Raw genomic sequence first — 23,585 nt, 5'->3', positions numbered from 1 at the left:
GCGGGGCAGCCTCCCGCGAGGGATGCTGGAGACGTGGCACGACGAGCGCCCGGTACGAGGAGCGCGTGGCACCACGAGCGGCCGGCGGGCCGCGAGGAGATGAGCGACGTGTACGACTTGCACATCGACACCGACGTCACCGTGCAGCTCAGCGACTGCTGCAAGGAGGACGCCCAGGCCGTGTTCGACGTCCTCGACCGGGTCTACCAGCTGGAGGACATGACGACACCGAGCCCGCAGGCGGCCACGGGGCCGGCTCCCACCGTCTGGACCGCCACGTTCGACACGGCCGGCGGGCGGCACGAGGAGGTGGGCCCCACCCACCTGTCCGCCATGGTCGGAGCCACGCTCACGGGTGGCTACCGAGCCGTCGACGAGGTCGAGAAGGTGCTCGCCACCGGTTTCGACATCCAGTCCCTGCAGTCCGTCTCCGGTGACCAGGAGACCGAGGCCCGACTGTTGCTCGCGTCCCGCTGAGCGGGACGTATGGAGGCTCCGGGCGGCGCGGACGGGCGCCACCCGGGGTTCTCGTGTGCCCGCGCACCGTCGGCGGACCCCGCCGACATCCCCGGTATACACCGTATGTAGAGTGCCTTCCGGTCATGCGCACCGCCCTGACCAGCGGTGACGGCCGTACCGAAGACATCACGGGGAAAGCGGGTCCACCATGTTCCGATCCAGGCCTGGCCGAACCAGGGCTGTGACCACCGCCCTGTTCGCCGCGGCGTCGCTGATGCTGACGCTCGGCGCCTGCGGAGTCGACCCGCTGACCCCGCAGGAAGCCCGGGGAGAGGCCGGAACGGACGACAAGGCCGGTGACGGAGCCCGTCGCGTCGACTGCGCCAAGGTCACGTGCATAGCCCTGACCTTCGACGCGGGACCGGGCGAGGACACCCCGCACCTCCTCGACGTCCTCAAGGAGAAGCAGGTGCCCGCCACCTTCTTCCTCCTGGGCAGCAAGCACGTCGACCGTTACCCCGACGTGGTGAGGCGCATCGCCGACGAGGGACACGAGGTGGCCAACCACACCTGGTCGCACCGGATCCTGACCGACCTCGACGAGTCCGAGGTCCGCGACGAGCTGTCGCGCACCCAGGACGCCATAGAGAAGATCACCGGCCGGAAGCCCACGCTGATGCGCCCGCCGCAGGGCCGCACCGACGGCACCGTCTCCGACGTCAGCCGGGAGCTCGGACTCGCCCAGATCCTGTGGAGCATCACGGCCAAGGACTACTCCACCACCGACTCGGCGCTCATACGGCAGCGCGTCCTGGAGAACGCGCACCGTGACGGCATCATCCTGCTCCACGACATCTACGACGGGACGGTGCCGGCCGTGCCGTCGATCATCGACGAGCTCAAGCGGCGAGGCTTCACGTTCGTGACGGTGCCGGAGCTTCTCGCTCCCGGAAAGGCCGAGCCCGGCGAGGTCTACCGCCCCGAGAGGGACTGACGGGACCTGCCGAAACCGGGTGAGGTGCCTCACATCGCCCACCCGGGATTCCCCGGAACATTCGGGGAAGATTTACCGTTCATACGTATGTGACTGCGAAGGGGTCCGGTCCCCAAGGTCCCCCCGAGAGGTGACCGCTCTTCGCCCGTCACGGCGATCGGCCCCGGTTGGAATCCCCCGTCCAACCGGGGCTTCGTCGTTCCCGGGTCCCGCCTTCCGTCTCCTCCCCTTCTCTGCTCCCACACGGCACGTGGGCGGCGCGTGAGGGGCGCGCGCACCGGCGCGTTCGACCCGTTCGAGTGAGCCACGGCATGGTGGCCCGCCGCCCGGGCAGTGATCTTCCCGAGCCGGTGAAGACGATCATCCGCCGGCCGCTCCGACCAGGGACGATCGAAGGGGGACCCCATGGTCCGCGCCACCTCTCGCACCACCTTCCGCGCCCGTCGCGTGCTGCTCGCCGCGGCCGCCTCGGTCTGGCTCGCGGGCTGCGCCACCGTCACGCCGGACGGGCCCGGGCCCGGTGGCGTCCCGGTGGGCAAGGCGGCCCAGGACGAGCTGTTGAAGTCCGCCGAGCACCGTCTCGTGGTGGACTGCCTCGACTCCCGGGGGCTCACGCTCACGGCCCGGCCCCGCGCTCCGGACGAGGACCGTGTCCTCCAGGCGGCGCTGTTCGGCGCCGGCCCCAGGGAACTCTCCGTCACTCTCGCCACCGGCGCCACCGTCACCGCCAACGACGACGGCTGCCTGGCCACCGCCCGTCACCGGCTCTACGGAGACCAGCGCCGCTGGTTCCGGGCCCAGGTCACCGTCGACAACCTCCGCGCCGAGGCCCAGGCGCGGATGAGCGCCGACCCCGCCCACCGAGCGGCGCTCGCCCGCTGGACCCGATGCGCGAGCCCACCGGGCCGTCCCCGCTCCGACCGCCCCGATCCCGCCGTCGCCGCCCGCTGCGCCCGCGAGACCGGACTCGAGGACGTCCGCGCGCGGCTGGAGGCCGCGGAGCTGGTCACGGTGCGGACCCTGCGCCGCGACGAGCTCACCACCTACCGGCAGCTACGCGACCGCGCGCTGCGGCGGGCAGCCGAACTGTCCGCGACCACCCACCCGAAGAAGGGCTCCACCCACTCGTGAAGCGACTCATCGCCACCTCGGCCGCCGCACTCCTCGCCGTCACAGCCGGCCTCGCCCTCGCCACGGCCGCCGGAGCCGCCGAATGCCCCTCCGGCGAGTTCTGCGTCTGGCAGGACGCGAACTTCGGCGGCCAGCGCGCCAACTGGAGCGGAGACGACGGCTGGTGGGAGAGCTGGATCTCCGACACCGACTCCTCATGGGCGAACCACGGCATCTCGGGGCCGGGGATCAAGGACCACGTCCAGGTCTACGAGAACGCCTGGCAGGGCGGCAGCATGACCATCTGTCTCGCCCCGGGCCAGGAGGTCGGGTACAACGGTGCTGCCAACGACCGGGGTGACTCCCACATCTGGTCGACCGGCTGCTGATCCCTGCGTCAGCCGCGCGGGAGGGCGCCGGTCGGATGGCGGAGGGCTGAGGCCAGCATCAGACCGGCGCCGCGGACCACACTGGTGGACGGGTCGCTCGCCAGGCGGAGCCGGGCACGCAGGAGGGTGGCCAGCCGCCCCGTCACATCGAGCCGCAAGGCGCCGCCGCCCGTCACGAGGACGCCCCGGCGCAGCGCCCCGCGGACCGCGCCGGTCCGGTCGTGCCGCCACATGTCGCTCACCATGTCGGCGGTCGTCGCGGCGATCGTGTCCGGCGCGCTCCCCGTGTCCGGCAGGTCGTCGAGGCCGACCTCGGCGAGCCGGGCGTCCTCGACGAGGCCGTCCACGACGAGCGTGACCTCCGTGAGCTGGGCGCCGAGGTCCACGACGAGCAACGGGCCCCCGCCGGACGGCGCGGCGTAGGCGGCGGCCGCGCGGGCGCTGTCCACGGCGATGACCCGCACCGGGCCGAGACCGTCCACGATCCGCTTCGCCGCCGCCCGCTCCTCCGGGCCCGCCAGGACCGGGTGGGTCAGCATGACGACGGTGTCGTGCCCGCCGCCACCCGGGGCCGAGGCGGTCAGGCGCCGCAGCAGGCGGAGCTGGGAATCGGCATCGGTCACCCGGCCACGCCGCACCGGCCCGCTCGGCACGTCCGCGAAGACGCCCGCCCCCGGCGCCCAGGCGCGGGTCCGGGAGCTGCCGATGTCGAGGGCGATGCCGCGCACCGGCCGCCCCGTGCCCCGGCTGTCTCCTGCTGCTCCGAACGATCCCATCGCTTCCGTCCATTTCCTGCGAACCCGCTGATTGCGAGGTTGATACGGCACCTCACTATGCAATATCCGTGGCTGTGGCGCCATGGTGCTTGGGGATCGAAGGAGGCCGGTCCGTGAGGGTGGGTCAGCCCTCGGTGCCGAGCCACAGGTCGGGGCCGAACACCTCGTAGTGGATGTCGGCCGCGGCCGTGCCGCGGCCGAGCAGGTCGCCGCGCACCGCGCGCAGGAAGGGGAGCGGACCGCAGAGGTAGGCGGTGGTGCCTGCCGGCAGGTCGATGAGAGTGACGTCCGCACGTCCCGGCCGGGCGCCGGAGTCGCCCGGCTCCTCGTACCAGAGGTGCAGCGCCGCCTGCGGCAGGGCGGCCACGAGGCGCCGCAGCTCCTCGGCGTGCGCGTGGGAGGCGGGGCTGCGGTCGGCGTGGACCACGACGACCGGGCGGGCCGACGCCGTGGCGACCAGGTGGTCGAGCATCGCCAGCATCGGGGTGCTGCCGATTCCCGCGGAGGCGAGCAGCAGCGGGCCGTCGCCCTCGGGCAGGACCAGGTCGCCGAACGGGGCCGAGACCTCCACGGTGTCGCCCGCGCGGGCGTGGGCGTGCAGCCAGGAGGAGACCTCGCCCGCCGGGTCGCCGTCGACCCGCTTCACCGTGATCCGCCACTGGGGGTGCCCGGGAGCGGCGGACAGGCTGTACTGGCGGATCTGCCGGGCGCCGTCGGGCAGGGCGACCCGGACGCTCACGTACTGGCCCGGCCGGAACGGGCCCGTGGGGCTCCCGTCGGTGGGGCGCAGGGCGAAGGACGCCGTGTCGGCCGTCTCCTCCCGCCGTTCGGCGATCTCCATGGACCGCCAGACCTGGCCCTCGGGGACCCCCGTCTCCTGGTAGAGGCGGGCCTCGACGGCGATGAGCGCGTTCGCCATCAGCCAGTAGACCTCGTCCCAGGCCTGGGCGACCTCGGGGGTCACGGCGTCGCCGAGGACCTCCACGATGGCGGCGAAGAGGTGCTCGTGGACGGTCTTGTACTGCTCGGAGGTGACGCCGAGCGAGGCGTGCTTGTGCGCGATCCGGGACAGCATCGCGTCGGGACGGCTGTCCGGGTTCTCGAGCAGGGCGACGGCGAAGGCGGCTATCGATCCGGCGAGTGCCTTCCGCTGCTCGCCGTTGGCCTGGTTGCCCCGGTTGAACAGGTCGCGCAGAAGCTCGGGGTGGGCCGCGAAGAGGCGCCCGTAGAAGCGCTCGGTGATCTCGTCGAGGGCGCCGCCGACGGCGGGCAGGGTGGCGCGGACGACCGGAACGGCCTGCTCGGACAGCATGAGAACTCGCAATCTGGTAGATGATCTTCGTATTTAAGGGTGCGCGGACACCCCCCGGAGGGAGCGGGCGCGGTCAGGGGGAGTGTGAGGGGCGTGGGCCGAGGGTCAGGAGCAGCGGACCGGTCGGTGAGGACACGAGGTCCGCCACGGTCAGCGGGTCGAGCGCGCGGTAGAAGGCCTCCTGGGCCTCGCGCAGCGCTCCCCGGAGCCGGCAGGCGGTGCGCAGAGGGCAGGGCGGATCGCCCTCGCAGGCGACGACCTCCTCCTCGCCCTCCAGGGTCCTGGTCAGCCAGCCCACCGAAGAGCGCCGCCCCAGCTCCGTGAGGGCCAGTCCGCCGCCGCGGCCGCGCCGCGCCTCGACCACGCCGAGGTGCTGGAGCCGGGTCACGACCTTCGCCATGTGGGCGTAGGGCACGTCCATCGACTCCGCCACCTCGCGGGTGGTGACGGATTCCTCCGGTGCGGTGACCGCCAGGCGCATCACGGCACGGAGAGCCAGGTCGGTGAACTTTGTCAGCCTCACGATCCGACCGTATCAAAGAGGTATCTCGTGTACGTATTAAGGGGGTGGTTCGCGCCGCCGCCGATGGCGACGCCACAGCCACCAGCCGCCGGTGAGCAGGCAGCTGGCCGTGAGGACGATCCCGGCCACCGGCCACTGACCGCCCGCGATCCGGGTGTCCGTGGCGGCGACCACGAGCAGGCCGCCCAGCGGGAGCAGCAGCGATGCCAGCGCGCGCAGTCCCGCCGCGACCATGGACGGGTCGACGCGGACACGGCGGGGAGAGCGCAGGTAGCGCGAGCCGGCGTAGAAGACGACGGCCCGGTCCATCATGCGCGTCGTGGCGCGGTTGTACGAGACGGCCATGTAGGGCAGCCAGACGAGCGGCGCCACCAGGCCCACCAGGAAGACGCAGGCCACGAGCGCCCACTGTCCGATGCGCGAGAGCCGGCTCGTCTGCTCGCCGCCGGAGGGCGTGAGCAGTCCGAGGAGCCGCGCCATCCGCATCACCAGGTCCCACAGCCTGCTGGTCCGTCCCGGTCCGGGCCGGGGAGGGGGTGCGGCGGAGTGGGCGTCCAGGGCGGCCCGGGCCCTCGCGGTGTCCTCGTACACCCCTTGCAGGACGAGCAGTTCGGCCGCCCGCTCCGGATCCGCGGGATCCCGTCCCTCGGTGGCGGCGATCTCGAGCACCGTGCGCACCTGGGAGAGGAGGGCTCCGCAGAAGGCGACGGGGATGAAGACGAGGAACGGGCCGCCGACGAAGGCGCCCTCCGCGACGACCCGGCGCCGTCCGCGGCTGATGACGAGGGAGCGCAGAGTCGCCGCGTCGGCTTCGGGATGGGCGGAGCGGAGGCGTTCGACCGCGGGCCCGGCGCCTGGCCCGAGGTGGCGCAACGCGAAGGAGGCGAGCGCCTCCGGGAGCCTCGTGGGTTCCGCCGCCACTTCCCGCAGCAGGGAACCCGTGAGCCCGGCATCGCGCCCGCCCTTCTCCGGACCCGCGGCCCGCCGCCTCCGGAGTCTCAGGACAGGACCTTGGCCTTGGCCTTCTCGAACTCCTCGGCCGTGATGGCGCCCTTCTCCTTGAGATCGGCGAGCCGAGCCAGTTCGTCGGTGGCGCCGCCACCGCCCTGCGTTCCCGCGGTCTTGCGGATGTAGTCCTGGAACGCGGCCTCACTCTCCTTGGCCTGCTTGACGTCCCGCCGGCTCATGCCCTTGCCGCGGGCGATCACGTAGACGAAGACGCCGAGGAAGGGGAGCAGGATGCAGAAGATCAGCCAGCCCGCTTTGGCCCAGCCGTTGAGCTCGTGGTCCCGGAAGATGTCGGTGATCACCTTGAACAGCAGGAAGAGCCACATGATCCAGAGGAAGAACCACATCATGGTCCAGAACACGTTGAGGAGGGGATAGTCGTCCATTCCTGCACACTCCGTTCCCGCGCGGGCCGAGGAGGGCCCGGCGTTGGAGTGAGTCTCACCCAGCCCCCGCACGCCCGCACTTCGTGGCGGCTGCGCGTGCGAACCCCATGGCGCCGTGTTCGGGTGAAGGCCGCGGACCGTCGCCGGAGCGGCGCGCCCCACGCCCGCGCGGGCCGCGCACCGTACGCGGAACGGAACGGAGCAGCATGGACCCGGTGGAACGTGTCGTACTCGCCTTCCCGGGAGAGCGGCCGAAAGTGGCGGCGGTGACGGCCGTGGCGCGCCGAGATCCGAGCGCGCCCCCGCCCCCTGCCGTGACGCCCGCCGCGGGGGCACCGTCGATCACCGACCAGCCGGCGCGGCTGGGGGAGCTCGGCCAGCAGGGTCTGCCTACGCCGGAGGAGTTCGCCGCGGCCAAGGCCAAGGCCAAGCTGCTCGGCGTCTGACGGAGCGCCCGGGGACGGGCGAACGGCCTGCCCGGGTCAGGCGCCGCGCAGGGCGGCCAGCGCGCGGTCCGCGTGGGCGCTCATCCGCAGTTCGCTGCGGACGACCTCCCGGATCCGCCGGTCCTGGCCGATCACGAAGGTGACCCGCTTCGTCGGCGCCAGCGAGAACCCGCGCTTCACGCCGAACCGTTCCCGTATGGCGCCGTCCGGGTCGGACAGCAGGGGGTAGCCGAGCGAGTGCCGCTCGGCGAACTCCTGCTGCCGCTCCACGCCGTCGGAGCTGATACCGACGGGCAGGGCGCCGACGGCCCGGAACTCCGCGGCCAGGTCGCGGAAGTGACAGGCCTCGGCGGTGCAGCCCGGGGTGAGCGCCGCCGGGTAGAAGAAGAGGACGACCGGGCCTTCGGCGAGCAGGCCGGTCAGCGAGCGCGGGGCGCCCGTCTCGTCCGGAAGGCTGAAGTCCTCGACGAGGTCACCGACGTTCATTTCAGGCCCGCCCCGATCCGTCCCACTGGTGCCACCGGTGCCTCCGGCGGTCGGCCGGTGACGTTACCGCACGGTAGGGCCGGCGTCACCCCTGGTGTGCCGCCTCCGGAGCGGCACCCCGCACGGCGGCGCGCCGGTCGAGCACGGCGAGGGCCCGCTCGCCCCAGCGCAGGTTCTCCTCCTCGAAGAACCGGCCGCGCATCAGCGTGAGGTACGGGCCGATGCGCTCCGCCTCGTCCAGGTACGTCTCCTCGTCCCGGCCGTCGAGCATCCACTCCCGCAGCCGGTCGTAGCGGGCCAGCTTCGCCCGGGCCGTCTCCATGCGCTGGGCCACGAACGAGCGGACGGCCGCGGTGTCGCCCTCGTCGCAGGCCTGCACCTGCACCATCAGCTCGTCGCGCACGGCGCTCGGGCGCGGGGGTGCCGTCGTGTAGGCGACCAGATCCTGGCGGCCCGGCTCCGTGAGGCTGAACATCCGCTTGTTGGGGCGCCGTTCCTGCTCCACCACGCGAGCCGTGATCAGACCGGCGTCGGCGAGCCGCTCCAGCTCGCGGTAGAGCTGCTGCGGGGTGGCGGCCCAGAAGTTGGCGACGGACACGTCGAAGATCTTGGCCAGGTCGTATCCGGAGGCCTCGCCCTCCAGGAGAGCTGCGAGGACGGCGTGCTTGAGGGACATCCGGACACGCTAGCAGCACGTTGAATAGTTTCCTCCGCACCTAATCAACCGACGGGGCATCCCCGTCGCCCGGCGGGGCGCCCCCGGTCCCGCCCGCCGGACGGAGGTCCTTCGCTGGCACGTCCGTCCGGCGCCTGCCTAGGCTGGAGAGGGGCAGGCCGCGGGGGAGCAGATCCGAGGGGCAGCACGATGGACAGCGACACGTTCGTCTACACCACCTACATCCGGACCACCCCCGAGGAGCTCTGGCAGGCGCTCACCGATCCGGAGCTGACCCGCCGCTACTGGGGCGTGGCCTTCGAGACGACGTGGACGCCCGGCGCGTCCATGGTCTGGGACGAGGGCGGCCGCAGGACCGTCGACGCCGACCAGGTCGTCCTCGAAGCCGTGCCCGGCCGCCGCCTCTCGTACACCTGGCACACCTTCACCCCGGCCTGGGCGGCGGCCGTCCGCCTCGAACAGGAGGTGTACGAACGCCTCGCCCGCGAGCGCCGGTCCCGGGTCACCTTCGTGATCGAGCCGTCCGGCGACACGGTCAAGCTCACGGTCACCCATGGACATCTGGAGCCCGACGGCATCATCAAGGGCCTGATCGGCGAGGGCTGGCCCGCCTTGATCTCCAGCCTCAAGTCCCTTCTGGAGACGGGCGAGGAGCTTCCGGAACCGCCCCGCTGACCCATTCGAGTCGTCTCGCCCCCCACTCCTCCGCCACGCCCGGCGCCTTGATCATCTGTTTCTCCTTTCATCCGTTTTGATGCTGCGGTCGGCACGTCCGCCGACGCCACCGCATGAAGGGGAGGGTGTCCGACGTGTCGTCACGCCGATACACACGGGGGTGGGGAGCGCTCTCCCTGGCCGTCGGGGCCGTCCTCGTCAGCACGGCGGCCCAGGCGCCGGGCCTCGATTCGGCGGGGGAGCAGGGGGCCGCGGCCCAGGACGCCCACGCGGTCGTCACGCTGGACGGATGCGCCGCGGCCGGCGGCCTGTGCACCGCCCCGCACCATACGGTCGTGCTCGGCGGCGACCGGGTCCTCACGGGCCCGCCGTTCGCACTCGACCCGAAGGCCACCGGGCCCGTGGAGCTCGCGCTCCGCACCCCCGGAGTGCTCGCCGACGTGAACGTCACCGACCAGCGCGGCCGCAGGATCGCCGGTACGCAGAGCGCGGACCACACCAGGTGGACCAGCGCCGCTCCCCTGCCGGCCGGAGCCCGCTACGCCGCCCGGCTCGTCGTCGACGGAGCCGGAGCACACGGCTCGCACCGCGCCCGCCTGGACTTCCGTACGGCCCCGCTGCCTGCCGGGGAGCTGCTCACCGTCACCTTCGGACCGGAGGACGGCGGCACGTACGGGGTGGGCCGCCCGGTCACCGCCGAGCTCAGCAGCCCTGTACCGGAGGACGACCCCTACGCCCGGCGCGCCGTGGAGCGGGCGCTCGACGTGCGGTCCGAACCCCACGTCGAGGGCGCCTGGTACTGGGTCGGCCCCACCACCCTCCACTACCGACCCCGCACGTACTGGCCCGCCCACGGCACGGTCCGCGTCCACAGCGGCCTCGACGGGGCCCCCATCGCCGCCGGCCTCCGCGGCGGCCCCTCACGCCCCCTCACCTTCACCACCGGGGCCCGGATCGAGGCCGTCACCGACGTCTCCGCGCACGAGATGGCCGTGTTCCGCGACGGGGAACTCCTGCGCACCTTCCCGGTCACCACCGGCAAGGCCGGCTACCGCACGCGAAGCGGCATCAAGGTCGTCCTCGGCAAGGAGCCCCTCGTCCGGATGCGCGGCGACTCCATCGGCATCGCCCGTGGCAGCAAGGACTTCTACGACCTCAAGGTCCGCTGGGCCACCCGGGTGACGTGGAGCGGCGAGTACCTGCACGCCGCGCCCTGGTCGCTCGACTCCCAGGGCAGCGAGGACGTCAGTCACGGCTGTACGGGGATGAGCCCCGAGGACGCCGCCTGGCTCTTCCACACCGTGCGCGAGGGGGACCTCGTACGGGTCGTCAACGGGTTCGGGCAGCCCATGACGCCCTTCGACAACGGCTTCGGCGACTGGAACCTCAGCTGGCCCGACTGGCTGCGGGGCAGCGCCCTCGCCACGGACGCCCTCGCCACGGACGCCCGCGGCTCCGGGGCCAGGCCGGCCGCGGGCGCCCTGCGCCCGGCACTCTGAACGGCCCGCGCCTCACCCTCGCAGACGTCCCCCGCCGGCCGATCAGCGGCCGGGCTCCGTCCCCGCCGGCTCCGTCGAGTCCCCCGGGGCGGCCGACGGGGTGTCCGACGAAGTGTCCGACGGGGTGGCCGGGGCGGGTTCGCCGAGGCTCAGCCGGGGATGCCGCTGGAGTCCCGCGCCCACCAGCACGCCCAGGGCGATCGAGGCCACCGTGACGGTCATCGTCACCAGGCTGTCCAGGCCGCCCGTCGTGTCGCCCTGCACGATGATCTCCGAGACGCTGGTGAGGCCGACCGCGCCGGGGACGAGGAGCCAGAAGCACGGCAGGAAGACCACCTGGTCCGGGGTGTGCGAGCGCCGCTCGATCCAGGTCGCCATCGGCGGCAGGAGCATCCCCGCCGCGAAGGCGCCGAAGGTCGGTCCGGCGAACTCCGAGGCCACCGACTGCACCAGGCGCTCGACGAGCAGCGCGCCAAGGAGCCAGCCGGTGACCCGGGGCGGGGCGGAGAAGTACAGCAGGAAGCCGAAGCCGAGCAGCAGTACCCCGGCCCACGGGGCCCAGGCGCCGAGCGGCTCGGGTGCGGGCCCGCCCGCCGGCCGCGCCCGCAGGAGTTCGGTGCCGACCAGGATGCCGAGGGCCAGGAGCAGCAGGACGTTCACGGCTCCGGCGAGCCGCGCGATGCCCGACAGGGCGGCGCCGGTGGCGAGTTCGATGGCGCCGAGAGTCAGCGCGGCGCCCGGCAGGAAGGCGATGAGCGGCGGGATGTACAGGACGGTGGGCGCCTCGTGCAGCAGCGGTCCCGCCCAGCGCAGCGAGACCGCCGTGACCAGGATCGCCGCGATCACCGGCAGCGCCGTACGGGTGGTCGGGAGCCGGTCGCCGAAGAGCCGGAGCAGACCGACGCCCGTGCCGAGCACCGCGTATCCGACGACGGCCGGGACCGTCGCGTGCCGCATCGCGCCGAGGCCGACGGTGAGGAGCACGTACCCGAGGACCGTGGTGGCCGGGCTGAACCGCTCGGGTCTTTCCCGGACCTCGCGCAAGGCGCGCCGCGCCTCCTCGAACGGCAGCTCCTTCGCCCGCATCCGCTCGACCAGCGACTGCAGCGCCTCGACCTGGTCGAGGCGGAGGGCGGGGCCCTCGACCGGGGAGAAGTCCAGCTCGCCGCCCCGCCCGTCGGGGCCGCCGCCGACGCGTACGAAGAGGCCCGTGGGGACCACGAAGGAGCGCACCCGCATCCCGTAGCGGGCGGCCACGTCGTGCAGCACCCGTTCCACCTCGGCGGTCCGCTCCCCGGCGCGGAGCAGTTCCGCGCCGAGCTCGCACAGCAACGCGGCCAGGTCCCGCAGTCGTTCGCGGCCGGCGCTCTCGGCCTCCGGCACGGTGACGGTGCCCCCGCGGCGCCGCCGTGGCCGCAGTGCGGCGGCCCGCCGGGCGAGGGCACGCACATCGAGACGGGGCGAAAGGTGCATTTCGGAAAATTAGCAGGACGAGGGGCGCGCCGCCGTCCTGGCGTCCCTCACACGCGCCCGCCGCCCGGCGTGTCCGAGGAGAGTCGCTGCGCCGCGTAGATCGGCAGCACCGAGAGCAGGACGAGTGCCGCGGCCACCACGTTCACCACCGGGGCCTGCTGAGGGCGGGTCATGTTGTTGAAGATCCACACCGGCAGGGTCTGGACCCCGGGTCCCGCAGTGAACGTCGTCACCACGATCTCGTCGAAGGACAGCGCGAAGGCGAGCAGTCCGCCCGCGAGCAGCGCCGAGCGCAGCAGAGGGAGGGTGATGTCCCAGAAGACGCGGAACGTGTGCGCCCCCAGGTCCATCGCCGCCTCCTCGTACGAGCCGGGCAGCCGCCGGAGCCGCGCCACCACGTTGTTGAAGACGACCACGATGCAGAAGGTGGCGTGGCCCACGACCACGGTGAACATCCCGAGACCCACGCCGAGCGGTTCCAGGACCGTGCCGAAGGCCGAGTTGAGCGCGATGCCCGTGACGATGCCGGGCAGCGCGATCGGCAGCACCACCGCGAAGGAGACGGCCTCGCGCCCGAAGAAGGAGTACCGCTGCACCGCGAAGGCGATGAGCGTGCCCAGCACGAGGGCCACCGCCGTCGCCGCGAGTCCGGCCCGGACCGAGGTCCAGAGCGCGGCGCGGGCACCCTCGTTGTCCCAGGCCGCCGCCCACCAGTCGAGTGTGAGGCCGGGCGGCGGCCAGCTCGCCGAGCGGTCCTGGTTGAGCGAGCCGAGCAGGACGAGCAGCAGCGGCAGATAGATCGCCGCGAAGCCGAGGCCGGCCGCGGTGCGCAGCGCGATCCGCGCGGGTCGGGAGAGGTTCATCGGTCGGGGTCCTTCCGGCCGGTCACAGGCTGCGCAGCGCACCGGAGCGCCGCACCGCGAGCAGGTACACCACGATGACGGCGACCGGCACGGTGCCGAGCGCGGCCGCCAGCGGCAGGTTGAGGGTGACGTTCGAGTAGACGAGGTTGCCGATCAGCTGGGTCTTGCCGCCGACGATCTGCACGGTGATGTAGTCGCCGAGGCTGAGGGAGAAGGTGAAGACGGAACCGGCGGCCACAGCGGGCCACACCAGCGGCAGCACCACCGAGACGAACGTCCGCCAGGTCCTCGCCCCGAGGTCCGCCGAGGCGTGCAGCAGGCTGTCGGGGAGCTGGGCGAGCGCGGTGTGGATCGGCAGCACCATGTACGGCAGCCAGAGGTAGGTCAGGACGAGCACCGTCGCCGTGAGCCCGTACCCGGGTCCGCTCAGACCGAGGGGCCGCAGCGCCCAGTCCAGCGGCCCGCCCTCGGAGAGGATCAGCCGCCACGCGTACACCTTCACCAGGTAGCCGGCCCACAGCGGCATCAGCATCGCCACCACGAAGAGCGGCCGGCGCTGCGGATGCGCGACCCGCGCGGTGTAGAAGGCGAGCGGGAAGGCGATCACGGCACAGAGGGCGGTCACGGCGAGGGCGACGCCGATCGTGCGCAGCGCGACCGTGCGGTAGACGGGGGAACCGACGAGTTCCTCGAAGTTCTGCGAGGTCCAGATCCGGACGACCTCCGACGTGAAGGTGTCGGTCGACCAGAAGGCGGAGAGGAACAGGGCGGCGAGGGAGCCGAGGTAGGCGAGGACCAGCCAGAGCAGCGGGGCGGTGAGCAGCGCCGCGAGCCGCAGCCGGGGCCGCCGGTGCAGGGACCCGGCGAGCCGCCGGACGGCGCTCCGGCCGGGGCCGGCGGCTCGCGTCGCGGACTCGGGGGAGAGCCCGGGGGAGAGAGCGGTCATGGTGCCGGGGTCAGCCCTTGATCTCGGTCCAGGCCTGGACCCACTTGGCGTACGGCACGCAGTGCGTGTCCGTCCGGCCGTCCAGGCACTGCTCGATCGGCGTGGTCCAGAAGTGGACCCGCTTCCAGTACGCCTCGTCGGAGGCGTGGAACACCGTGCAGTGGTTCTTGTCGGCGGTCTCGGCGCACGACCGGGCGTTGGCCGGGGCCTCTCCGAAGTACTCGGCGACCTGGGCGTTGGTCTTCGGCGAGATGATCCAGTCGAGCCACTTGTAGGCGCAGGCGGGGTGCTTGGCCTTCGCCGAGACCATCCAGGTGTCGGACCAGCCGGTGGAGCCCTCCTTCGGGAGGACCGCCTCGACCTTCGCGCCCTCGGCCCGGGAGAGGTTGGCGATGACCTGCCAGCTGGTGCCGACGACCGAGTCGCCGCTCTTGAAGGCGGAGACCTCCTTGAGGTAGTCGCTCCAGTACTCGCCGATGTGGGCGTTCTGCTCCTTGAGCAGGGCCACGGAGGCGTCGAACTGCTTCTGGTCGAGGGCGTAGGGGTTCTCGATGCCCAGCTCGGGCTTGGTCGCCTTGAGGTACAGGGCCGCGTCGGCGAGGTAGATCGGGGAGTCGTAGGCGGTGACCTTGCCGCTGTGCGCCGAGGCCTTGTCGAAGACGGCGGACCAGGAGTCGGGGGCGGGCTTCACCTTCTCCGTGTCGTACATGAGGAGGTTGGCGCCGCGGCCGTGCGGGATGCCGTAGGCGACGCCCTTGACGGAGTTCCACTCCTTGTTCTTGAGGCCGGCGAACACGTCGGCGTAGTTCGGCACGAGCGCGGTGTTCACGGGAGCGGCGTCGCCCGAGGCGATCAGCCGGAGGGAGGCGTCGCCGGAGGCGGAGACGGCGTCGTACGCGCCGGTCTTCATCAGCGAGACCATCTCGTCGGAGGTCGCGGCGGTCCTGGTGTTGACCTGGCAGCCGGTCTGCTTCTCGAAGGCGCTGACCCAGTCGACCTTCGGGTCGTTGGAGCCGTCCTCGACGTATCCGGCCCAGGCGATGAGATTGACCTCGCCCTCGGCCTTGCCGAGAGCGGTCGGGGCCTTCAGGTCGGGCGGGTTGAGGCCGCCGGACTTCCCGGAACCCGCCGGGTCGGCCGATCCGCAGGCGGTGACGAGGAGCAGCCCGGAGAGGGCGGCTGCGGTCAGGAGGGAGCGGTGCGGGCGCACGTGAATCTCCGTTGCGTGAGGGGGACGGGACGGGGAGGGCCTGATCGCCTAGGGGGTCTCCGGGACGCGCACGGCGTGGCTCGGGTGCCACTGGAGGCCGATCCGGGCCCCCCGGAACGCGGCGAGGTCGGCGGAGGAGGTCTCCAGGTTCTGCTGGAGGGCGGTGAGCCGGCCGCCGCCGTCGAGGTCGACCAGGAAGCGGGTGGAGTCGCCCAGGTAGACGACCTCCGCGACCGTGCCCGCGGCGATGGCGTGCCCGGGGTCGCCGGGCGCCTTGTGGTCGGGGAGGATCCGGATCTTCTCCGGCCGGATGCTGTACGTGCCCGGCGCCCCGACCACCCGCCGGGCGGTGTCGCCGGTCACGAGGTTGGAGGTGCCGACGAAGCCGGCGACGAACGGGGTCGCGGGGCGCTCGTAGATCTCGGCGGGGGCGGCGACCTGTTCGATCCGGCCCTGGTGGAAGACGGCGATCCGGTCGCTCATGGTGAGCGCCTCCTCCTGGTCGTGGGTGACGAACACGAAGGTGATGCCGACCTCCCGCTGGATCGCCTTGAGTTCGACCTGCATCCGTTCACGGAGCTTGAGGTCGAGCGCGCCGAGGGGTTCGTCGAGCAGGAGCACGCGGGGGCGTCCGACGAGCGCGCGGGCCAGGGCGACCCGTTGGCGCTGGCCGCCGGAGAGCTCGGCGGGCCGGCGGCGGCCGAGACCGTCGAGGCCGACCTGCGCGAGGGCGGCCCGGGCGCGGACCAGGCGCTCGGCGCGGGCCACGCCGCGGACCTTGAGGCCGTAGGCGACGTTCTGCTCGACCGTCATGTGCGGGAAGAGCGCGTAGTCCTGGAAGACGGTGTGCACGTCCCGCTCGAAGGGGGCGAGGCGGGTGACGTCGCGGCCGGCCAGTTCGACGGTGCCGGCGCTCGGTGCCTCGAAGCCGGCGATCATCCGCAGCACGGTCGTCTTCCCGGAGCCGGAGGGGCCGAGCATCGAGAAGAACTCGCCGTCCGCGATCTCCAGGTCCACCCCTGCCACGGCCTCGGTCCGGCCGTAGGTCTTGCGCAGTCCCGTCAGCCGGATCGCCATTCCCTCCATGGGCGGGAACCTTTCTGGTGCGGTGGAGCGTTGCTCGGGCGTGGGCGTAAACATATGAAGTCATAGTTCAAATCTCAAGACCCCTTTAAGGTAAAGCCTGAGTCAACGCTCGACGCGCGAGGTGGTTAACCGTGAGACCGAACGGCAGGCCGGACGACGGCGGCGCGGCCGGGACGGGCGCGGCCCGCAGGGCCGTCTTCGCCCCCGTCGACACCCGGGCCAGGGTCGACACCGTCGTCCGCCGCATCGGCGACGCCATCGAGCTCGGACTCCTCGCCGACGGGGAGCAGTTGCCCGGCGAGACCGAACTCGCCGGACAGCTCGGCGTCTCCACCGTCACCCTGCGCGAGGCCCTCATGGCCCTGCGGCAGCAAGGCCTCGTCACCACCCGCAGAGGCCGCGGCGGCGGCAGCTTCGTGACCCTGCCCGACGACCCGCCGGAGGAGCGGCTGCGCGCCCGCCTCGCCGACTGGTCCACCGAGGAACTCCGCGACCTCGGCGACCACTGGGCCGCCGTCTCCGGCGCCGCCGCCCTGCTCGCCGCCCGCCGCACCCAGCCCGGAGACCTGCGCCCCCTCACCCGTACGGTCGAGGAGCTCGCCGCCGCGGGAGACCCGGCGACCGGCAGCAGGCTCTACGGCCGATTTCACGTCGAACTGGCCGCCGCCGCCCAGTCCGCCCGCCTCACCCGCGAGGAGATCGCCCTCCAGACGGACCTGGGCGCGCTCCTCTGCCTCGTCCTCGACGACCCCGTCCATCTCGGCAATGTGTCGGATCGTCACCGCGCCGTGATCTCCGCCGTGCAGGATGAGGCCGACGAGCGGGCCAGAGCGCTCGCCGAGACGTGCGTACGGGAGTCGGTGGGGCGGCTGATCGCGCTGCGCCTCGGCACCCCCGGCCGCGCAACCGAGCCGCGTCCCGAGGAGGACACGCATGGGCAGGAGCACCGGGCTCGCGGGCCCCGCGGGGGCCGTCGCTGACACGGACCCGGTCGAGGGGACAGCGAGCTGCGTCGGGGACCCGGACCCGGTCGACCAGGTCATGGACCGCTTCCGGGACTCGGACCCGGTCGACGAGGTCGTCCGTCGCGTGCGGGACGCCCTCGAAGAGGTCTTCGCCGCCGTCGCCGAGACCGGCGCCGACACAGCCGCCCTGCTCTCGGCGGCGTCCGGGCCCGGGCGTGAGCCCGTCGCCGCCGACCTGGCGGGCCTGCGCCCCGGACTGCGCGCCCGGCTGGCCGGCCACCCGCTCGTCTCCGGCGTCGGCTTCGTCGCCGCGCCGGGCCTCCTGGCCGACGCGCCGGGCTGGCTGGAGTGGTGGCAGCGCGGCCCCGGCGGAGCCGTCCGGCCGCTCCTGCTCGACCTCGATCCGGAGCACTCCGCCTACTCCGACTACACGCACTGGGACTGGTACACCCTGCCCCGCGAGACCGGGCGCCGGGCCGTCGCCGGGCCCTACGTGGACTACCTGTGCTCCGACGAGTACAGCCTCACCCTCTCCGCGCCGGTCGGTCTCGGCGGCCGGTTCGTGGGCGTGGCCGCGGCCGACGTCTATCTGCGGCACTTCGAGGCGGCCGTGCTACCCGTCCTCCAGCGGCTGCCCGCACCGGCCCGGCTCGTGAACGCGCGGGGCCGGGTCGCCGCCTCCACCGACCCGGACCACCTCGCCGGATCCCTCACCAGGGGCCCCGACTTCGCCGCCGTCCTGGCCGGGCCGCCGGCCGAACACCGCGCCGACGGCCTCCGGATGCTGCCCTGCGGCGGCACCCCGCTCGTCCTGGTCACGGCGGAGGACTGAGCTCTCGCGACAGGCGCGCGGAAGTCCGCGACGCCAACACGTGGACCTGACACAGGTCACGGGCTGCTGAAACCGTTCAGCACCAGCCGTGCGTGGGCGTGCCCTGCGCGAACGTCCTCTTCAGCCTCCACCCCCGCGACACGGCGCACCCGCAGGGCTTCGCCGACGGAACGCTGTCCTGGCCGGACAGGAAGCGCCTGGGCATCGAGTTCGCCGTCGGCGAGGGCATCACCGCCACGGGTTTCCCCGTCGCCGGTGCCACGGCGCCCGGAGGTGAGAAGGCGGCGTACGAAGCGGCCCGGCGGTACATGCGGGCGCACTACCCCTGGGCGCGGCAGGCCGTGGCCCACCGGACGTACCCCGTGGGGGACCGCGCGGAGCTGGGGTGGACGACCCAGTGGACCTGGGAGCACGACGGCGTCGTGATGCCCCGCGCGCTGGACGTGCAGGTCGACCGGCAGGGACGTGTCTCCCGGCTCGACGTGACCCTCGGGCCCACGCGGCTGGATCTGGAGCCGGGGAAGCTGAGCGCGGTGGAGGCCGAGCGGATCGTGCGTGCACGGCTCGCCGCGCAGTCCGGCCGGCGGGGCGTGCCGGACGAGCTGCGGTTCGACGCGTTCGCGCTCAAGGCCGTGGAACGGGACGGTGAGTGGCGTGCGGAGTGGCTCGTGCACGAGTCCGTCGGTGCGGCGTGGGACGGGGCCGCACCCCCGGCCCCGGGCTCGGCCGACATCCTGTGGGTGGACGCCGTGTCCGGGGACGTCCACGTCAGCGCCTTCGGCAGGGGGTGACCGACCACGGCTCCGGGAGCGGACTCCGACGGATCACAGACTCCCGAGAAGGTCCTCCAGCGGCGCCGGCACCCGGTCGGGGGCGAGGGCCTCCACCAGGAGGGTGCCGTAGCGGATCTTGCGGCCCTTCTTCGTGCCGAGGAAGCGCCGCAGCTGCTGATGCCGGGGCCGGCCGTGCTGGGCGGGCTGGCTCAGGAAGGTCTGCCAGGGGCGCAGGTCGCCCGCCACCCGGATGATCTCCTCGACCGCCGCCGGGCCCAGCGTCCGGATGAGCTCGTCCTCCAGGTCCGCCACACAGACGAAGAAGTCGCGGTCCGGCGCACCGGCCCGGCGCAGACCGCGCTCGTAGTAGCCCTGCTCGCGTTCGTCGCACAGACCCGTCAGACGCAGGTCGAGACCGGGCGGCCCGAGCAGTTCGGCGTACCGGGCGACGCTCATCGCCCCGCCCATCGACACCACGCACACGCCCTCGGCGGCGAGGTCCCGGCCGCGCGCCGCGGCCAGGGTCTCGACGGCCGCGAAGTCACTCGGTCCCTCCAGGAGCACCGCCGTTCGCAGCCCCAGCTCCACGGCCAGTTCCCTCGCCGTGTCTCCGCCGGTGTCGCCGGCCGCCCAGCGGCCCACCTCGTCCTGGAACGCCCTCGTGTCTGCCATGGGGCGAGTCTGCACGGCCGCGGGTCCGAACGACATCGAATATGCGCCGCGCTGCCGACGCGTGCTCTCAGTCGTTCACCGCGGTCAGCAGTACCACCGCATCCTCCAGGGCGGTCAGCCCGTGCCGCTCCTTGGGGATCATCCGCAGCGTGCCCGCCCGCATCTCCTCCGCCCACCCGGCCGCCGTCAGGTTCACCCGGCCCCGCAGGACCTGGAGGCTTGCGGCCGGCGGCGCGTTGTGCTCGTCCAGGGAGGTGCCCGAGGTCAGGGCGATGACGGTCTGCCGCAGCACCCCGTCGTGCATGATCCGTTGGGCGCTGCGCCCGTGCGGTGCCGTACGGGCCGCGGCCAGGTGCTCGTCGGCGAGGGCGGTGAGGTCCAGCATCATGACTCTCCCTGCGGGATGCGCGGGCGGATACCCCCAGCCTCCCGTGTGACGTCCCGGACGCAACTCGGGACCGCCGGGCGGGCCGCGACCACCACCAGCCCGGCGACGGCGACGCACGCCCCCGCCGCGAGCAGCGCGGCCTGCCAGCCGTACGCCGTGTACAGCCAGGACCCGGCGAGGGAGCCGAGCGCCCCGCCGCCGAAGGTCGCCAGCATGAAGACCGTGTTCACGCGGGCCGCCACGGCACGGCCGATCCCGAAGATCCGCGCCTGGTTCGCCACCTGGCACGAGCTGACGCCGACCACCAGGAGGTTGGCCCCCGCCACCAGGGCCGTGGGGGAGGACGGGGTGAGCCCCGCCAGAGCGAGGCCGAGCCCCGCGCAGGCCAGACTTCCGGCGTTCACCGCCGAGGCCCCGTACCGGTCGGCCAGCGGCCCGGCCGCCGCCGACAGCAGAGCCGCCGGCAGGGTCAGCAGCCCGAAGAGACCCGCCGCCCCTGGCCCGTACCCGAGCGGGGGCGCTGCCAGGTGGAAGGCGAGGACCGACCAGAAGACGCTGAACGCGGCGAACACGCAGGCGCCGAGCAGCGCGGAGATCCGCAGCTCGCGGTGGACCGCGAGGAGCCGGGGGAGCCCGGCCAGGAGCCCGGCGTAGGAGGTGTGCCCCGACGGCCCGAGACGCTCGGGCAGCCGGCGGGGCAGGACGAGCAGCAGCGCGGCGGTGGCCACGGCCGCGACCCCGTAGGCGACCCGCCAGCTCCCGCTCGCGTCGGTCACGGTGCCCGACACCGTACGGGACAGGGTGGAGCCGAGGGTCAGACCGAGGCCCACCAGGCCCACGACCCGGCCCCGCCTGCCCGGCCCGGCGAGCACAGCCGCCACCGGGGTGAGGATCTGCGGCAGCACCGTGGTGGTGGAGAGCGCGAGCGTCGCGAGCGTGAGGGTGAGTACGTCGGGCGCCGCCGCGGCGACGAGCAGGGCGGTACTGGTCAGGGCGAGCAGCACCGAGGTGAGGCGGCGCAGCCGTGCGGTGTCGGCGAGCGGTACGAGCAGCAGGATGCCGAGCGCGTAGCCGATCTGCGCGGCCGAGGCGATCAGCCCCGCCGTCCGCTCCGACACGTCCAGGCCGTGCGCCACGGCGGCGAGCAGCGGCTGCGGGAAGTAGATGTTGGCGACGGTGACCGCCCCCGCGACGGCGAGCAGGGGGACGTTCAGAGGTCGGGTGGGGGCGAGGGGGCGTGGGGCCACGGAGACTCTTCCGTATGGGGAGGGGGACGCCTCCAGGCTCCTCGCCGCGGGCCCGGCGGATCAAGATGTCATCATGAAACCGGCGTTGAACCGGACTCAACGATCGGTGGACACGGGAAGGGTGGGGCCGGTGCTCGAACGGTACGAACTGGAGGCGTTCCTCATGCTCGCCGAGGAACTCCACTTCGGGCGCACCGCCGAGCGGCTCGGTGTCTCCACCGGCCGGATCAGCCAGACCGTGAAGAAGCTGGAGCGGCGCGTCGGCACCCCGCTCTTCGCCCGCACCAGCCGCAGCGTTCGGCTCACCCCCGTCGGCCACGCCCTCTACGAGGACCTCCTGCCCGCGTACCGGCAGATGGGGGCGGCTCTGGACCGCGCCACCGCCGCCGGGCGCGGCGTCCACGGCCGGCTGCGCGTCGGCTTCGGCACACCCTGGGGAGGCGAACTGCTCACGGCCGCCGCCGACACCCTGCTCGCCCTCCACCCCGGCTGCGAGATCACCGTCCACGAGGTCCCCCTCGACGGCGGAGTCCGCCCCCTCCGGGACGGGACGCTCGACGTGCTGTGCGCCGCCCTTCCCGTCCGCGAACCGGACCTCACCACCGGTCCCGTCCTCGTCACCGACGAGCGGGTCCTGCTCCTGCCCGCCGGTCACCCGCTGGCCGGCCGTGCCTCCCTCGGCCCGGAGGATCTCGCGGGCCTCGACCTGATCGCCCCCGGCGGCGCCGTCCCCGACTACTGGGCCGACCACCACTACCCCCGCCGCACACCGTCCGGCGCCCCCGTCGGCCGGGGACCTGCCGCCGCCACCTGGCAGGAGGTCCTCTCACATGTGACGGCCGGCCGGGGCGCCTCCCCCGGCGCGGCCCGCGGCGCCCGGTACCACCCCCGCCCCGGCATCGCCTACGTCCCCCTGCGGGACGTCCCGCCCCTGGAGTACGGCCTGGTGTGGCCCACCGCCTCCGACTCGGCCCTGCTCAGGGCCTTCGTGACGGCGGCCGCCGCACGCGGAGGGACGCTCGGGCCATGAGGTGCCGCCGGCCGCAGGGGTACGCGCCTACCGGGCGACCAGGGCCCCCGTCAGATGGTCGTACGCCACGTGCGCGTGGAGGCGGACGCCGGTGACGAGGGTGTCGTCGTCCGCGTAGAAGTGGGGACTGTGGTTGGTGGCCAGGCCGCGCCCGCCCTCCACCGGGACCGGCCGCCCGGCCGCGTCCGGCGTGGCGTCCTGGACGCCGAGCATCACGTACAGGCCGCCGAACCGGCCGATGAGCTCCGAGACGTCGTCGTACCCGAGCGTCGCCCCCGTCTCCACCACGCGGTCCGCGCCGACGACCCGGCGGAAGGTGGGCAGTCCCGCCGCCACCCAGGGCCCGCTGTTGTGCACGGGCGGCACGGGCTGCAGGTACTCCACCGTGGCCGTCGCGCCGTACGCCGCCGCGGAGTGCTCGGCCAGCGTCGTCAGACGGCGCCGGACCTCGGCCATGTCGGACTCCACGGCACAGCGGACCGTGCCCCACAGGGTCACCGTCTCGCCGATGATGTTGAAGCGGCCCACGTCCTCGACGTGCCCGATGGTCACCGTGACCGGGTCGAAGGCCGAGACCTGCCGGTACAACTGGCCGATGCCGGTGAGGATCGCGCCGGCCGCGGGCATCGGGTCGACCCCCTCCCACGGCGTGGAGCCGTGGACCTGCTTCCCCGTGACGACGACACGCACCAGGGTGGAGGCTCCGTACTGGTTGCCGGCCCGGTACCCCACGTACCCCTTCGGGTACGGCGTCACATGCATGCCGAAGGCCATCGTCGGCACCGGGTCCGCGAAGGCGCCCGCCTCGACCATCGCCCGCGCCCCGCCCTCCTCCGTCACCGGTGGACCCTCCTCGGCGGGCTGGAAGACGAACAGGACCGTGCCGGGGAGCCGGTCGCGGACCCCGGCCAGGACCGTCGCCGCACCCATCAGCATCGCGGTGTGGCAGTCGTGCCCGCAGGCGTGCGACACCGGGAACGGGCCGCCCGGGTAGTCGGCGTCCACCGCCTCGGAGGCGAAGTCGGCCCCGCAGAGGTCCTTGACCGGCAGCGCGTCCATGTCCGCCCGCAACGCCACGACCCGCCCGCCGCCCGGCGCCGCACCGCGCAGGACGCCCACGACCCCGTGCCCCGCGATGCCGGTACGGACCTCGTCGAGGCCCAGGGCGCGCAGGTGGTCCGCCACGAGCCGGGCCGTGTTCACCTCGCGGTTGGGCAGCTCCGGGTGCCGGTGCAGATGGCGCCGCCAGGCCACCACCTGCTCCGACACCTTCGCCGCGCGCGCGTCCAGTTCACGGTGGATCGACTCGCCGCCCAACGGGGACTCCCTCTCGTACCGGCTGACGCCGTGGCCCTGGGAAC

General features: G+C 73.3%; 27 protein-coding genes. 11 read left to right on the top strand and 16 right to left on the bottom strand.

Features of this window, described 5'->3' with window-relative positions; translation table 11 throughout:
- The first annotated feature begins 33 nt into the window (after positions 1 to 33).
- The 4 genes from IE237_RS08220 (at position 34) to IE237_RS08205 (ending at position 2,952) form a co-directional block, all read left to right on the top strand.
- Positions 34 to 477, top strand: a complete 444-nt coding sequence (locus IE237_RS08220) for a hypothetical protein (RefSeq protein WP_229842441.1) — start codon at positions 34 to 36, stop codon at positions 475 to 477.
- A 190-nt stretch (positions 478 to 667) separates the two neighbouring features.
- Complete coding sequence (locus IE237_RS08215) at positions 668 to 1,453, top strand: polysaccharide deacetylase family protein (protein ID WP_189801135.1); 786 nt, start codon at positions 668 to 670, stop codon at positions 1,451 to 1,453.
- 405 nt (positions 1,454 to 1,858) lie between these two features.
- A complete protein-coding gene (locus IE237_RS08210; RefSeq protein WP_189801134.1) occupies positions 1,859 to 2,584 on the top strand; it encodes a hypothetical protein in 726 nt (241 codons plus the stop codon).
- Positions 2,581 to 2,952, top strand: a complete 372-nt coding sequence (locus IE237_RS08205) for a peptidase inhibitor family I36 protein (RefSeq protein WP_189801133.1) — start codon at positions 2,581 to 2,583, stop codon at positions 2,950 to 2,952. Before IE237_RS08210 ends, IE237_RS08205 begins: the two co-directional genes overlap by 4 nt.
- A gap of 8 nt (positions 2,953 to 2,960) precedes the next feature.
- Here the strand turns inward: IE237_RS08205 and IE237_RS08200 are convergent, their stop codons facing one another.
- The 5 genes from IE237_RS08200 to IE237_RS08180 form a co-directional block, all read right to left on the bottom strand.
- Positions 2,961 to 3,728: an acetate and sugar kinases/Hsc70/actin family protein gene (locus IE237_RS08200; RefSeq protein ID WP_189801132.1), complete on the bottom strand. Its 768-nt coding sequence runs from the start codon at positions 3,726 to 3,728 to the stop codon at positions 2,961 to 2,963.
- A gap of 124 nt (positions 3,729 to 3,852) precedes the next feature.
- On the bottom strand, positions 3,853 to 5,040 hold the full coding sequence (locus IE237_RS08195) for a globin domain-containing protein (RefSeq protein ID WP_189801131.1): 1,188 nt from the start codon (positions 5,038 to 5,040) through the stop codon (positions 3,853 to 3,855).
- A 73-nt stretch (positions 5,041 to 5,113) separates the two neighbouring features.
- Positions 5,114 to 5,563: an RrF2 family transcriptional regulator gene (locus IE237_RS08190; protein WP_189801130.1), complete on the bottom strand. Its 450-nt coding sequence runs from the start codon at positions 5,561 to 5,563 to the stop codon at positions 5,114 to 5,116.
- Between the two features lie 36 nt (positions 5,564 to 5,599).
- A complete protein-coding gene (locus IE237_RS08185; RefSeq protein ID WP_189801129.1) occupies positions 5,600 to 6,484 on the bottom strand; it encodes a hypothetical protein in 885 nt (294 codons plus the stop codon).
- Between the two features lie 77 nt (positions 6,485 to 6,561).
- Positions 6,562 to 6,957 carry an SHOCT domain-containing protein gene (locus IE237_RS08180; protein ID WP_189801128.1) on the bottom strand — a complete coding sequence of 132 codons (396 nt, stop codon included), beginning with the start codon at positions 6,955 to 6,957 and terminating at the stop codon, positions 6,562 to 6,564.
- A 215-nt stretch (positions 6,958 to 7,172) separates the two neighbouring features.
- Between IE237_RS08180 and IE237_RS08175 the strand changes: the two genes are divergently transcribed.
- Entirely contained in the window at positions 7,173 to 7,403 is a 231-nt protein-coding gene (locus IE237_RS08175; protein WP_189801127.1) for a hypothetical protein, read from the top strand.
- Positions 7,404 to 7,439: 36 nt separating this feature from the next.
- Here IE237_RS08175 and IE237_RS08170 read toward each other — a convergent pair whose 3' ends face one another.
- Positions 7,440 to 7,889, bottom strand: a complete 450-nt coding sequence (locus IE237_RS08170) for a peroxiredoxin (RefSeq protein ID WP_189801126.1) — start codon at positions 7,887 to 7,889, stop codon at positions 7,440 to 7,442.
- A gap of 85 nt (positions 7,890 to 7,974) precedes the next feature.
- Positions 7,975 to 8,565: a PadR family transcriptional regulator gene (locus IE237_RS08165; protein ID WP_189801125.1), complete on the bottom strand. Its 591-nt coding sequence runs from the start codon at positions 8,563 to 8,565 to the stop codon at positions 7,975 to 7,977.
- Between the two features lie 189 nt (positions 8,566 to 8,754).
- On the opposite strand from IE237_RS08165, the gene IE237_RS08160 reads away from it, so the two are divergent.
- Both IE237_RS08160 and IE237_RS08155 read left to right on the top strand, forming a co-directional pair.
- Complete coding sequence (locus IE237_RS08160; protein ID WP_189801124.1) at positions 8,755 to 9,240, top strand: SRPBCC family protein; 486 nt, start codon at positions 8,755 to 8,757, stop codon at positions 9,238 to 9,240.
- Positions 9,241 to 9,374: 134 nt separating this feature from the next.
- On the top strand, positions 9,375 to 10,739 hold the full coding sequence (locus tag IE237_RS08155) for a L,D-transpeptidase (protein WP_229842440.1): 1,365 nt from the start codon (positions 9,375 to 9,377) through the stop codon (positions 10,737 to 10,739).
- A 42-nt stretch (positions 10,740 to 10,781) separates the two neighbouring features.
- On the opposite strand, the gene IE237_RS08150 is transcribed toward IE237_RS08155, so the two are convergent.
- From IE237_RS08150 to IE237_RS08130, 5 genes are read right to left on the bottom strand one after another with little or no spacing between them, the layout of a single operon-like run.
- A complete protein-coding gene (locus IE237_RS08150) occupies positions 10,782 to 12,212 on the bottom strand; it encodes a threonine/serine exporter family protein (RefSeq protein ID WP_189801122.1) in 1,431 nt (476 codons plus the stop codon).
- Positions 12,213 to 12,259: 47 nt separating this feature from the next.
- Positions 12,260 to 13,075 (bottom strand): ABC transporter permease, encoded by an 816-nt coding sequence (locus tag IE237_RS08145; RefSeq protein WP_189801121.1) that lies wholly within the window; start codon positions 13,073 to 13,075, stop codon positions 12,260 to 12,262.
- A gap of 22 nt (positions 13,076 to 13,097) precedes the next feature.
- Positions 13,098 to 14,021: an ABC transporter permease gene (locus IE237_RS08140; RefSeq protein ID WP_229842434.1), complete on the bottom strand. Its 924-nt coding sequence runs from the start codon at positions 14,019 to 14,021 to the stop codon at positions 13,098 to 13,100.
- Between the two features lie 10 nt (positions 14,022 to 14,031).
- A complete protein-coding gene (locus IE237_RS08135) occupies positions 14,032 to 15,231 on the bottom strand; it encodes an ABC transporter substrate-binding protein (protein WP_189801120.1) in 1,200 nt (399 codons plus the stop codon).
- Positions 15,232 to 15,279: 48 nt separating this feature from the next.
- On the bottom strand, positions 15,280 to 16,317 hold the full coding sequence (locus tag IE237_RS08130; RefSeq protein ID WP_189801119.1) for an ABC transporter ATP-binding protein: 1,038 nt from the start codon (positions 16,315 to 16,317) through the stop codon (positions 15,280 to 15,282).
- 131 nt (positions 16,318 to 16,448) lie between these two features.
- On the opposite strand from IE237_RS08130, the gene IE237_RS08125 reads away from it, so the two are divergent.
- The 3 genes from IE237_RS08125 to IE237_RS08115 all read left to right on the top strand — a co-directional run bounded on the left by IE237_RS08125 (position 16,449) and on the right by IE237_RS08115 (position 18,905).
- Complete coding sequence (locus IE237_RS08125; RefSeq protein ID WP_189801118.1) at positions 16,449 to 17,297, top strand: FadR/GntR family transcriptional regulator; 849 nt, start codon at positions 16,449 to 16,451, stop codon at positions 17,295 to 17,297.
- A 61-nt stretch (positions 17,298 to 17,358) separates the two neighbouring features.
- Positions 17,359 to 18,114, top strand: coding sequence for a cache domain-containing protein (locus IE237_RS08120; protein ID WP_189801615.1), 756 nt, complete (start codon positions 17,359 to 17,361; stop codon positions 18,112 to 18,114).
- Positions 18,115 to 18,206: 92 nt separating this feature from the next.
- The gene (locus IE237_RS08115; protein ID WP_189801117.1) at positions 18,207 to 18,905 is read left to right on the top strand and encodes a hypothetical protein; all 699 of its coding nucleotides are present in this window, start codon (positions 18,207 to 18,209) and stop codon (positions 18,903 to 18,905) included.
- A gap of 33 nt (positions 18,906 to 18,938) precedes the next feature.
- On the opposite strand, the gene IE237_RS08110 is transcribed toward IE237_RS08115, so the two are convergent.
- The 3 genes from IE237_RS08110 to IE237_RS08100 form a co-directional block, all read right to left on the bottom strand.
- Entirely contained in the window at positions 18,939 to 19,559 is a 621-nt protein-coding gene (locus IE237_RS08110; protein ID WP_189801116.1) for a TOPRIM nucleotidyl transferase/hydrolase domain-containing protein, read from the bottom strand.
- Positions 19,560 to 19,626: 67 nt separating this feature from the next.
- Positions 19,627 to 19,944: a cupin domain-containing protein gene (locus IE237_RS08105; protein WP_189801614.1), complete on the bottom strand. Its 318-nt coding sequence runs from the start codon at positions 19,942 to 19,944 to the stop codon at positions 19,627 to 19,629.
- Positions 19,944 to 21,194, bottom strand: a complete 1,251-nt coding sequence (locus tag IE237_RS08100; RefSeq protein WP_189801115.1) for an MFS transporter — start codon at positions 21,192 to 21,194, stop codon at positions 19,944 to 19,946. The genes IE237_RS08105 and IE237_RS08100 overlap by 1 nt, the downstream gene beginning before the upstream one ends.
- A 130-nt stretch (positions 21,195 to 21,324) precedes the next feature.
- Here IE237_RS08100 and IE237_RS08095 point away from each other — a divergent pair, with 130 nt between their 5' ends.
- Complete coding sequence (locus IE237_RS08095) at positions 21,325 to 22,224, top strand: LysR family transcriptional regulator (RefSeq protein ID WP_189801114.1); 900 nt, start codon at positions 21,325 to 21,327, stop codon at positions 22,222 to 22,224.
- A 27-nt stretch (positions 22,225 to 22,251) separates the two neighbouring features.
- Here the strand turns inward: IE237_RS08095 and IE237_RS08090 are convergent, their stop codons facing one another.
- Entirely contained in the window at positions 22,252 to 23,541 is a 1,290-nt protein-coding gene (locus IE237_RS08090; RefSeq protein WP_189801113.1) for an amidohydrolase, read from the bottom strand.
- Between the last annotated feature and the right edge of the window lie 44 nt (positions 23,542 to 23,585).

It is taken from the genome of Streptomyces tanashiensis, from assembly GCF_014648895.1.
Classification (GTDB): Bacteria; Actinomycetota; Actinomycetes; order Streptomycetales; family Streptomycetaceae; genus Streptomyces; species Streptomyces tanashiensis.
The sequence above is the reverse complement of the archived record's forward strand: the minus strand, read 5'-3'. Positions and strand labels throughout refer to the sequence as shown.